This is a genomic window from Paenibacillus sp. FSL K6-2862, from assembly GCF_038005125.1.
GTDB lineage: Bacteria > Bacillota > Bacilli > Paenibacillales > Paenibacillaceae > Paenibacillus > Paenibacillus illinoisensis_A.
On sequence record NZ_JBBOSN010000001.1, the window covers coordinates 5886278 to 5898303 of the forward strand.

Here is a 12026-nt window from a genome sequence, read left to right on the forward strand (position 1 = left end):
AACCTCCTAATTACTTCACTTCGAAATTGAAATTAATCTCCGCATCTTGAAGTAAAGGATGCCTTTGGTCCTTATCTGACAAAATCGGACTAGATGTAGGCCAGTCAATTCCAAGAGCCGGGTCACTCCATAATATGCCACGGTCGTTCTCTGGGGAATAGTATTCGTCCACTTTGTACATGACTTGGGTGTTTGGTACCAAAGTACAAAAGCCATGAGCGAATCCTTTGGGGACCAGTAGTTGGCGATGATTATACTCACTCAAGATTAATCCTTCCCATTGACCAAAGGTTGGAGAGTTCCTACGAATATCTATAATCACATCGTATATAGCCCCAGAAATTACACGGACTAATTTAGTTTGAGCTCTAGGGTTCATTTGGTAATGCAATCCACGCAGTACTCCAACCTCAGTAGACAATGAATGATTATCTTGAAAAAAATTTTGAGTGATTCCCAACTTAGATAGCTTCTCCCGATTGTAACTCTCCATAAAAAAACCCCGGCTGTCTGCGTGGACGACCGGTTCAATTAGGCATACACCTTGTAAATTTAAAGGAGTAACATTCATCTCTGGATCCTCCTCTTATCTAAAACTCCATCTTACTAAACTCTTCCTCGAGCAAAATATCTTTAGCCAATTCATTCGCTCTGGCTAAAGAAGAGTGCGTCCCTGCATCAGTCCACCATCCGCCTAAAACATCAAATGTTAGTTCGTTTCTTTTAATATATGCATTGTTAACATCGGTTATTTCAAGTTCTCCACGGTTTGAGGGAATAAGTTTTTTAATAATATGAAAAACATCGCTATCGAACATGTATATGCCAGTTACAGCATATTCACTTTTGGGCTTAACTGGCTTTTCTTCAATTGAAATGATCTTATCTCCCTCTAATTCAGCCACACCGAACCTTTGGGGATCAGGTACTTTATGAATAAGGATTTTTGCTCCATTTCCTTGGAGCTTGAACTTCTCAATATATTCAGTAATATCCTCCTCAAATACATTGTCACCAAGTAATACAACACTTTGATCTTGGCCCACAAATTGCTCAGCTAAACCAAGTGCCTGTGCTATACCCCCAGCTTCTTCCTGAACTTTATAAGTGAAGGACACATCTAAAGAGGTACCACTACCGAGAAGGTTAACCACATCACCCATATGTTCTTTTCCTGTTACTACCAGGATATTCTGTATTCCAGCCTGTTTGAGTCTATGGATTGCGTGAAATATCATAGGATACTTGCCCACAGGAAGTAAATGCTTATTAGTTACTTTGGTTAATGGATAAAGACGTGAACCAGTACCTCCAGCTAAGATTATACCTTTCATTGAAGAGTTCTCACCTCCCGTATCATTTTCCATATTTAACGAATAACGTAGTCTCACAAAAACAAAGCTATATAATTTTTCCACTGCCGTCCTTTAAAACAAAACTTCTAATTCTTCAGACTAATTTCGACTCTCTGAACAATCTTCTGGTCAACACATCCAAATTAGATTCACACCACGACAGTAAAATCTCTGGATTGGAGCTTATCAGTATATCTTTGCGAAGACCGTGAAAAATCAAGTTAGTAAGTCTTTGAGAATTGATAAATACATAAGCAATTCAAGAAATGATGTACATAAAACATTGAAATTAGGATCATTTCTACAACAGAAACTCAAGCTACTTCTTTTTGCTCAAACTTTCACATTTCCCAGTTTAGAATAATGTTTTTTGGAGAATTTCAGTAAATTATCTGTAAAGTTTTATTACAAAACATCTCTTATCATCTTCGATATTTCGTTCCAGGAATAGTTGACTCTGATATATTGATAAGCTTTTTTTGAATAGTTTTGTTTTTTTTCTTCATTTTCAATCAATTCCTTTATCATACTAATAAAACCACTCAGTTCTGTGATTACTAAAGTATTCTCGTCAAAACCATATCCTCTAGCTCCCACCTCTGTTGAAATAACAGGGACACCATTAGCCATATACTCAGCAATCTTCAAATTAGTCCCAGAGCCATTAACCATCGGATTTATTGCTATATCAGCTACAGAGTAAATCAAGCTTTTCATTTCCTCGCTAACTATACCAGTAAATGCTACATTTGAAGGAGGAGTTATCCCCTTAAAAGCTTCGCATTGTCCCCCCATAATAACAAAATGGTATGATGGCAAAATCGGGGCAATCTCCAATATATACTCAACTGCTTCCAGGTTTGGTTTATGCCAGCTACCAATAAACACTATTATTTTTTCATCGACTAACCCCATCTTCTCTTTCTGTATCTTTTTCTCTTGAGGACTAGTATATTTATTACTGGTAAGGTCAACACCATTAGGTACTAGCAAAAATTTATCATCATTAAACCCGGTATATATCTCTTTAAATTTAGTTATGTCCTCTTTAGAACAGGCCAGTACGTAATCGCTATGGCAAACTGCTCTTTGTTCAAGCTCATATAGATTCTTCAGAAGATTGTTTTTCATTTTCCCATCTGGCAACATGGATTTTTTAAGTTCATATTCAACATTTTGAGCATCATATATTACTTTTTTAGTATTCTTATAAGGTTCAATGAGATGAAAAAGATACGGCTGTGAAGCAATTAGGATATCACTATTTTCTAAATACTTACTAGCGATCTCATGGTACTCAGGAGTATAATATGATAGATTTTCCATAGCTATATCAGTAATAGGAATACCCACATTACGTTCAATTTCCCATTCCTTATCTTGATGTTTTTGAGTTTTTGGAATACTAATTTCCATAAATCCATCTTGATCCACTTTATAATATTGTCCATTATCGTTAAAACTAACAATACATACATCATATTCATCTTTTAAGTTAGAATATAAATGGTAAGCTCTTAACTGTCCGCCATGCTGCTTTGGGTACACCGGGTAGGTAGAGAGAATCACTACTTTTTGTTTCTGCTTTGGAGGTATAATAGTAGATTCAACTGATTTTTCAGTCTTAAGTAGTCGTGTTATTGTATTTGACCAAGTTATTTCTTTTACCACACTGTAAGCATTTTCCCCTAGTTCCATAGCGAGCGGTATATTATTAATGAGTTTCTCCAATTGATCTGACAAACTTTTTGAATTATTTTCAGCTACTAATCCTGTAATACCATGTTTTACGAATTCTGTTGTACCACCAGAATCTCTGCATGTTATCACTGGCTTTTTACACTGCATGGCTTCTATAGTTGCTAATCCATAATCCTCATCATACGGAACATATACTACAGCCAATGCTTGCTTATATAAAGCGACTAACTTCTCATTGTTAATGTAACCCAAAAATTCAATCCTCGGATCGTTACCTGCAATCTTCTTTAATCTAAACTCTTCTGGTCCTGAGCCAGCAATTAATAGTCTAGCTTTCGAATCTTTAACCATTTTCATGGCATTAATAACTAAGTCAACTCTTTTTGCTCCATCCAGTCTTCCTACTATGAGGAAATAATCATATGCTCCAGTACCTAAACCCTCAAGAGACGTTGGGGGATGAATGACTTCAACGGTTGCATTTCGAGGAAAGTAATTTTCCCTACTCTTAACAGTATTCGAAATTGAAGTGTATCTCTTTATTCTGGACTGATGCAATGCCCATTCATCAAAGAAATGAACGATAGCTCTGATGAAAGGGCCTGGAAATGAAAACAAGGATTCCGGGTATGAATCCTTATTCATATATAGTTGATCTAATAATTTAAAAAAAGAACCCAGATCTCTATTTAAGTTTGATTTGGTAATTGTATATTGTACTATCTCATTAATAAGCTCATATTTAGTCTTTGTCATTTTTTCTGTCATATTCATAAAATGATAAGTATCAAATAAACCCCTGAGATGATGAGCCATATATATAACATGGTTATTATGACTAACCATCCATGCCGGATACTTGAAGCTTATTACCATATCAAAATGACTTAGATCTAAATAATAGAAATTTTTATAGCTATTGATAATCGGCCAGAATCCATTTTCCTCAGTTGGAATTTTAAATAGCTCCACCCTGTGGTCAGTAATCTTATCTATATGATAGTATAGCCCTAACATCAGCTTTTCAATACCACCTACCGCGAATGGTTTAGGACTAGGAGAGATAATGGCAATATTCATAAAAGCCTCCTATTTTATAATTGTTTCCAATATCGTTTTCATCGCATTATTCCAAGAGTAGAATCTGCTTGTTTCATAAGCGTTAGCACCCATTTGTTTAGCCAAATCAGGGTTGCTTGCCAGTTTATTTATTGCTTCAGCAAGAGCTTCAGAACTAGGTTCTACGAGGAATCCGTTCACACCATCTTTAATTAATTCAGCATATCCACCGCCATCAGTACATGCAATAACAGGTTTTCTAAAGGACATGGCTTCAATCGCGGTTAATCCATAATCTTCTTCATACGCAGGACAGACTACACATAACGCATTTGCATATTCTCTAAACAACTCCTGCTTTGATATTCTTCCTGTAAAAACAATATTGGATTTCAAATTGGATTTTTGAGCTTTATTAAAAGTCTCTAATTGTTCCTTTTGAAAAAATCCATTTGAAAGTTTTTTCCAAACGATATCATCAGAGACTTCAATCTTGTGGTTAGTAGCGTATGTTAGGAGTTGATCGATTTTCTTTAGGTCGTTTGTCCGTCCACCCTCACCTATAATTCTACCACGTATCGTCGGTATTTTTTTCATGGCCTTCACGAATAGCTCTGGACGTTTTGGAAACTCATGTCTTCCAACTACTATAGGAGCTTGATATGAGATTTCCCCATTATAATTATAAATCTCGTTATCAATACCAGCATAAAACAAATCTACATTTTTACTCAAGTTATTATACTTAGCAATCCTGTTTTTTATGGTTTTGCTTCCTGCTAAAATAGTGGATACCTTTGAAAGACTTATTGAGTCAATTATTCTAATCACTTCTTGAGCTTTTTTATGAAAAGGTTTATCTAAGCCAACCTCTTGAATAAGATCAGAAAGGTCGTAATGTATTTTACTATGGTGATAGAAGAGTGCTATATGTTTAGGGTGCTGAATAGCAAAGGATGGGGGCTGTGTGCTGATAATAGCATCGTAATTAGATAGATCCATTCTCAAATATCCCCAAAAATAATTAATGTAATTGAAGAATTCCGTGTTCTGTTTATAATCAGATAATCCTACAGAAAATGGAATATTTTTAATACTGCTCTCGGTCGCGTCCACATATACGATATCTACCTGGTGCCCAGCTCTCTCTAATTCTTCCCTTATATGATTGATGACTACTTCAAACCCACCATTAATTTTATAATCCGGTTTAACTATTCCAATTTTCATAGTACCAGCCCTCTATTTTCGCGCTATTAGAGCGTAATCTTGATCTCCGAACAAAAGATCATTTAATCTGTCAATTGAGTTATTAATCTCTTCTAAATTGAGAATAACATCTTCAGAAGCCTTGACATGTGGCATTGCCATTTCCTTTTCAACTCGCCCAGAATATACGATATGTGACTCTCTGAACCCTACAGATTCAGTCAAAAATTGAACAGTAAGCGGATGCACCGGTTTAACATGTGTAGGATCCATATAGAATGAGCGATTAAAGATAGCAAGTGTCTGAGGATTTGGTGTCTCCATAATTAAATAGGATCCTGGCATTAGCTTTTTCCAAGCTAATTCAACAAGCTTAATAATACTATCGAAAGGGATATGTTCTATCACCTGTCCAAGGAAGATACCTCCAATTGAATTATCTTTCTGTAGTTGAAGATAGTTAATAGCTTCTTGATTCACTACTGGCAACCCCAAGTCTTGACAATATTCTACCATTTCATCAGTAATATCAATGCCTTTGACAGATATATTATTGCTTAACAACAGTTCTAAAAATTCGCCCCGTCCACAACCTATATCCAGAACATTTTGTTTATTTTCGAAATAAGGCAAGTATTTCATCTGTCTGTTTCGGATGTCCTCGTTTGTCCCTCTAAACCTGTTTTCAAAAAGAAGGTAGTCAAACTGTGTTTCTTCCATCAGGGTTTCGGTCTGTTTCAGATTTGAGTCAGAATCCATAGAAGAAATTTCCTCAACACTCAAACTTCCTTTTATAGTTTTCCTAATTCTATAGTTTATAAAATTCAACTCTGACCTAAGTTGCTGCTCATTGTAATGAATTCTTCCATTAATCTCATCAAGTTTTGGAAAAACAAAATTTTTCAGAGCGTCCTTTTGTTCATATACTGTAACACCAACATTATCAAGTTCAACTTGAATAGTTTTTATCTTCTGATTTATATCGCTAAACGTTTCCCCGTTATCAGACAAACGCTCTAAATCGTTCTTTAAATATTGAAATTCACTCTTCAAATTTTCATATTTAGTATTCAAATATTCAGAACCAGTATGCATTTCATTTTTATAGCTTAGAATATTATTATTTTGTTCACCAAGGGTTCCCTCTATTAAGTTCACTTTATTTAGCAAGTCATGGTGTGAGGCCATTAACTGGTCAATAGTATTCTTTGCTACCACCAATAAATTGGTCGCTTCGTTAAGAGATCGTGTTACTGAACCATTAAACTCTGCTTGGGCTTTAAAAGGAGTTTCTATATACCATCTAAGAAACTTTCGAACAATTTTTTTACCAAAGACAATAAATTTACCTGACTTTTTGCGATGTGATGTAATTGGTCGTTCAGCACTCACATTCCATAATAGATTATTTCTTTCGACCTCTTGTTTAAGCAGTGTTAAATCTAAATCATCAGTTGTTGTTCGTGCATTAGAATTATTTTCAAACGCAATCTCTTCACCATTAGAGTACTGAACAATTTGTTTCTTCAAATGCTCCATCAATTCTTCGGTATTCATAAATTTGTTACTCATTAATTATCTTGGCCTCCTTTATGGAACCACTGATGCGGCAAATAGGCTACACCTATCTCTTCTTCGTAAGACTTAACATTAAATATAAGCGCTCTAGTGATATAGTCATATGGTGTTCCATTCTCATGATGGCAAGCAACGTCCAAATAATATTCTCCAGCAACCAGGTTAAGGTTTTCGATAGCCACTTCTATACTACCTGTATTCTCCAATTTAATCTTCTCGTTATCAATGTGAGTATTAGTACCATAACAACAGTACCCATCCATTTTATAAATCCCAATTCCGAAGACGGGTTTATCGATCTTATCCTTAGAAGCTACATAATTAATAAGAATAGTAACCAAATTACCTTTTTCAAAAAAATGCTTTTCTTCTCCAGCAGCATCTACCATCTTGACCCCAGTGATCTCAGCTAACTTATTCCCCCAACGTTTGTCATCTGTTGCAGTTTCTTTTGTTTCAGCATCCTCATTAGGAACCGCTGCTACTACAGATTCTTCCGTTAAACGTTTTTCTTCACTCTCGTTCAAGAAGTCCATATAATTCCGTATCACTTTCCGAGGTTCTCCATGCTCAATTAAGCATGAATCATGTATCCAGTACAGCTCATCACACAATCTTTCCATAACTCCATTATCATGAGAAACAAAAACAATAGTTTTCCCTTGACTTTTAAAACTTTCTATTCGACTAATACATTTTTTTTGAAAAGCATTGTCTCCCACAGCCAGTATTTCATCGATTAGTAAAATGTCCGGATCAACATGCACTGCAATAGAGAAGGCGAGTCTCATATACATACCAGAAGAATATGTTCTAACAGGATTTTCAATAAACTGACCCAGTTCTGCAAAACGGATAATTTCGTCGATCTTACCATCGATTTCTTTTCGTGACAAACCAAAAATGGACGCATTCATATAAATATTCTCACGTCCAGTAAAATCCATATGAAAGCCTGCCCCCAACTCAAGTAAGCTGGAGACACGCCCTACAATTTCTACTTTTCCTTGATCCGGCTGCAAAATTCGAGTAAGAATCTTTAGCAATGTGCTTTTCCCTGAGCCATTCCGCCCAATTAGACCAATCATTTTCCCATGCGATACCTCAAACGAGATATCCCGTAACACCCATTTCTCTTGAAAAACCCCCTTGCTCCTGTAAATAATACGGTCCTTTAGAGTTGCAGGTTTATCCTCAAATATTTTAAATTTCTTTGAGACATCTGAAACCCTAATTGCTATATTAGACATCATATCCACCTCTATATTTCCTCAATAAATCTAAACTTCAGTTTTGCAAAAATACGTTGTGCAACTATAAGTGACATTAAAGAAAAAACCCCTATTATCGACAGAGAGATCATATTAGGCATCTGATTGTAGTAGAATACATCACGGTATGAGTTCATTAACATTGCAATAGGATTGTAATAAAACAGCCATCTGGCCTCTTCTGGTACTGTCGTAAGCGGAAATAACACTCCCGACAAATAGAATAGTGCATTCACTATTATAACAAGCATATGTTCTAAGTCCCTAAAGAACACAGTTAATGAAGATACTAAGAATGTGATAGCAAGTGTTAATACGACCTGTATTAACAGAATTAAAGGTATATATATATAGTTTATATTTGGATAATATCCGTATAGGCAAAGAGCTGGAATCAGGATAACCAATCCATAAATATAGTTAACCAAGCCCCCCATAACTATAGAAATCGGTAAAATTTCATGCGGAAAGTAAATCTTCTTAATCAAACTCCCTGATCCTACAACAATTGATGAACCACTTAAAATGGAACTTGAAAAGAAATTCCAAGAAAGCAAAGTACTAAATAAAAACAAAGGATAGTTGTCCACTTGCATTCTAACTACAATGGAAAAGAGAACAGAATAAACTACAAGCATCAATAAAGGATTCAGGAACGTCCACAAAAAACCAAATATCGATCCTCTGTAACGTGTTCTCAGATCCTTCGAAACAGAGTTTTTTAGAAATTCCCTATATTTATAAATATCAATCCAGTCATTTATCATCTGGTTTCTCACCTTAACTTTTATCTCTATAAAATTTTAAAACATCACTAAGCGTTTGTTCCAAACTAATGATTGGCTTCCATCCCGTTAAATCTATTAATTTAGTGTTATCCCCCATAAACACCGGAATGTCTACAGGTCTCATTTTATTACTATCGATAGTAACCTCAATGGAACAATCAGCTAGAGAGAGAAGAGTTTCTAATATGCTCTGTATAGATGTTGCCTTACCAGAACACACATTAACACTCTCCCCCCAAGCTGAGTCTACTTTTTCATTTAAGAGAAAATAATATGCTTTAACTATATCACGGACATCGGTAAAGTCTCTCTGTGCGCTAAGGTTACCTACAGATATTACCTTCCTTTTTTTCCCTTTTTCTATCTGAGCAATTTGATTAGAGAAATCAGAGACTACAAAGCCCAAGCGTTGCCCAGGCCCTATGTGATTAAAGGGTCTAGTGTGAATAATTTTTAAGTTGTAGACGGTATGATAGTGTCTCACCAACATACTAACCGTAGCCTTAGATATTCCGTAAGGAGATATAGGCTTTAAGGGGGTATTTTCCGAAACAGGATTATTTCCGGTGTCAAAACCACCATACTCTTCTGAAGATCCAACTGTTAGAACACTAACTTTTTCTTTGATTTCACATTGTACTATAGCCTCTAAAAGATTCATTGTAAGACTTATGTTACTATTAAAAGTACCAACTTTATCAGACCAAGATTCCAGGACAGAGCTTTGCCCTGCAAGATGATAAATATGATCTGGTTGTATAAAATTCAGCATGTCTACAATACTGGTAATGTTATCAAAATCAACATGTACTTGATTTACACCATCAATATTATTTACTTCCCCAGAGTTATTTCGTGTTGTTCCCCAAACCTGATATCCTCTAATCTTTAAGTAGCTTGCCAAATGTTGCCCAACAAAACCTGTTACTCCTGTTATCAAAGCCTTCATTAGTAAGCTCCTTTAAAATAAATATTTCGGTAACTATCTTAGTTTGGAGGACTTTTCAAGATCACTATCCACCATCATCTTAACAAGCTGCTCAAATCCTACCTCAAGCTCCCAACCTAACTGTTCTTTTGCTTTCGTGCAATCTCCAAGTAACAGGTCAACTTCAGCCGGTCTCACAAATTTTTGATCAACTACAACATAATCTCTCCAATTCAGTCCAACGTGACTGAAAGCAATCTCAACAAGTTCTTCAATGGTATGAGTTTCGCCAGTAGATATTACATAATCATCTGCTTCATCTTGCTGTAGCATCAACCACATAGCCTTTACGTAGTCACCAGCGAATCCCCAATCTCTTTTAGCATCTAGGTTGCCCATACGTAATTCATTCTGTAAGCCAAGTTTGATTCTTGCTACCGCATCTGTCACCTTACGGGTTACAAACTCAATACCTCGGCGTGGCGACTCATGATTAAACAAGATTCCTGAACAAGCATACATATTATAGCTTTCTCTATAGTTTACCGTAATCCAGTGACCGTATACTTTAGCAACCCCATAAGGACTCCTTGGGTAAAAAGGTGTCGTTTCCTTTTGAGGTGTTTCTACTACTTTACCAAACATTTCACTACTGGAAGCTTGATAAAATCTAGCTTCAGGTTTCGTTAATCTCACAGCTTCAAGCATATTAGTTACACCAATGCCCGTTGCTTCTCCTGTTGCTACAGGTTGAATCCAAGAAGTTGCAACGAATGATTGAGCTGCTAAATTGTAGACTTCATCTGGATTAGAGATGCGCACAGCATTAATAAGAGAACCCAAATCAAGAAGATCTCCGTCAATAAATTCAATATCATTTTTCAAATGTTCAATGTTCTCTAGAATGGGTACACTCGTTCTCCGACGCAAGCCAAAAACTTTATAACCTTTTGAAAGCAAAAGTTCTGCCAAATATGAACCGTCTTGTCCTGTAATTCCTGTGATTAATGCATGTTTTGTCATTTTAGTAGTTCCCCTTTAAATAAATTTGAATTGTAGTTATAGATATTGCTCTAGTTTCTGCATGCGCAGTTCTTTTAGCAACAACTTAACTTCCTGGGCCTTTTCTTTGGTACAGATTAACGTTACATCTTCAGTATCAACGATAATTAAATCTTCAATGCCTAAAGTTGCTATGAGTTTACCATTGCTCTCTATTATGCAACGTTTCGTATCCAAATTTAGAATATTTCCTTTGATAACATTACCATTCTCGTCAAGATCATTGATCCGTTCCAAAGCTGTCCAGCTTCCGACATCATCCCAACCAAATACACATGGAATAACATAAATGTTATTGACTTTCTCCATTATCCCATAATCGATTGACTGATCAGGCATTTTTAAAAACTCTGACCGTATTATTGCATCACGATCTTTGGATTTAAAAGCACTTTTCATAGTTTCAAGAACATCATCCAATTCAGGCATAAGTTCTTTGATGTACCCCCTGATTGTAGATGTCTTCCAGACAAATATCCCACTATTCCAAAGAAAATTTCCCGATTCCAAATATGCCTGCGCTGTGGTTAAATCTGGTTTTTCGACAAATTTATTAACTTTGTGAACATTCAAATCATTTATTATACGTGGTTGACCAACACTTTCTATGTATCCATAGCCAGTTTCGGGGTATGTCGGTTGAATGCCTAACGTAACCAAATTGCTATTATCTTGAGCAACCTCAACACCAGTTTTCAATATATTAATAAACCCTTCTTCATTCTCAATGATATGATCAGAAGGAATTACAATCATTGTGCTATCGGGAAAACGCTCTTCAATAATTAATGATGCCAATCCAATACAAGGAGCTGTATTCCGTCCTACTGGCTCTATAATAATATTCTGATGTGGCAAATGTGGAATTTGAGCTTTAATCAATTCAGCGTACAGCTCATTAGTCACAATAAAAACCTGACTAATTTCAACAAGCTTCTCCAAACGAGAAATAGACTGTTGAATCATTGATTTGTTCCCAGATATGTTCAAAAATTGCTTAGGCAGATTAGTTCGACTTTTGGGCCAGAAGCGTTCCCCTTTACCTCCTGCCATTATTACACATGTAATTGTCATT

At 35.8% G+C, this 12026-nt stretch carries 10 protein-coding genes; all 10 read right to left on the reverse strand.

From position 1 onward, the window contains the following. Positions 1-10 precede the first annotated feature (10 nt). Entirely contained in the window at positions 11-571 is a 561-nt protein-coding gene (gene rfbC, locus MHB82_RS26805; RefSeq protein WP_341176239.1) for a dTDP-4-dehydrorhamnose 3,5-epimerase, read from the reverse strand. 19 nt (positions 572-590) lie between these two features. Then, a complete protein-coding gene (locus MHB82_RS26810) occupies positions 591-1334 on the reverse strand; it encodes a sugar phosphate nucleotidyltransferase (protein WP_341176702.1) in 744 nt (247 codons plus the stop codon). Positions 1335-1760: 426 nt separating this feature from the next. After that, on the reverse strand, positions 1761-4136 hold the full coding sequence (locus MHB82_RS26815) for a glycosyltransferase family 4 protein (RefSeq protein WP_341176240.1): 2376 nt from the start codon (positions 4134-4136) through the stop codon (positions 1761-1763). A gap of 9 nt (positions 4137-4145) precedes the next feature. Beyond that, positions 4146-5345, reverse strand: a complete 1200-nt coding sequence (locus tag MHB82_RS26820) for a glycosyltransferase family 4 protein (RefSeq protein ID WP_341176241.1) — start codon at positions 5343-5345, stop codon at positions 4146-4148. Between the two features lie 12 nt (positions 5346-5357). Then, on the reverse strand, positions 5358-6896 hold the full coding sequence (locus MHB82_RS26825) for a class I SAM-dependent methyltransferase (RefSeq protein ID WP_341176242.1): 1539 nt from the start codon (positions 6894-6896) through the stop codon (positions 5358-5360). Further along, the gene (locus MHB82_RS26830) at positions 6896-8152 is read right to left on the reverse strand and encodes an ABC transporter ATP-binding protein (RefSeq protein WP_341176243.1); all 1257 of its coding nucleotides are present in this window, start codon (positions 8150-8152) and stop codon (positions 6896-6898) included. Before MHB82_RS26830 ends, MHB82_RS26825 begins: the two co-directional genes overlap by 1 nt. Before the next feature lie 11 nt (positions 8153-8163). Further along, the gene (locus MHB82_RS26835; protein WP_341176244.1) at positions 8164-8940 is read right to left on the reverse strand and encodes an ABC transporter permease; all 777 of its coding nucleotides are present in this window, start codon (positions 8938-8940) and stop codon (positions 8164-8166) included. A 13-nt stretch (positions 8941-8953) separates the two neighbouring features. After that, entirely contained in the window at positions 8954-9910 is a 957-nt protein-coding gene (locus MHB82_RS26840) for a GDP-mannose 4,6-dehydratase (protein WP_341176245.1), read from the reverse strand. A 33-nt stretch (positions 9911-9943) separates the two neighbouring features. After that, positions 9944-10912 (reverse strand): GDP-mannose 4,6-dehydratase, encoded by a 969-nt coding sequence (gmd, locus tag MHB82_RS26845; protein WP_341176246.1) that lies wholly within the window; start codon positions 10910-10912, stop codon positions 9944-9946. A 36-nt stretch (positions 10913-10948) separates the two neighbouring features. Beyond that, complete coding sequence (locus MHB82_RS26850; RefSeq protein ID WP_341176247.1) at positions 10949-12025, reverse strand: mannose-1-phosphate guanylyltransferase; 1077 nt, start codon at positions 12023-12025, stop codon at positions 10949-10951. Position 12026 lies beyond the last annotated feature (1 nt).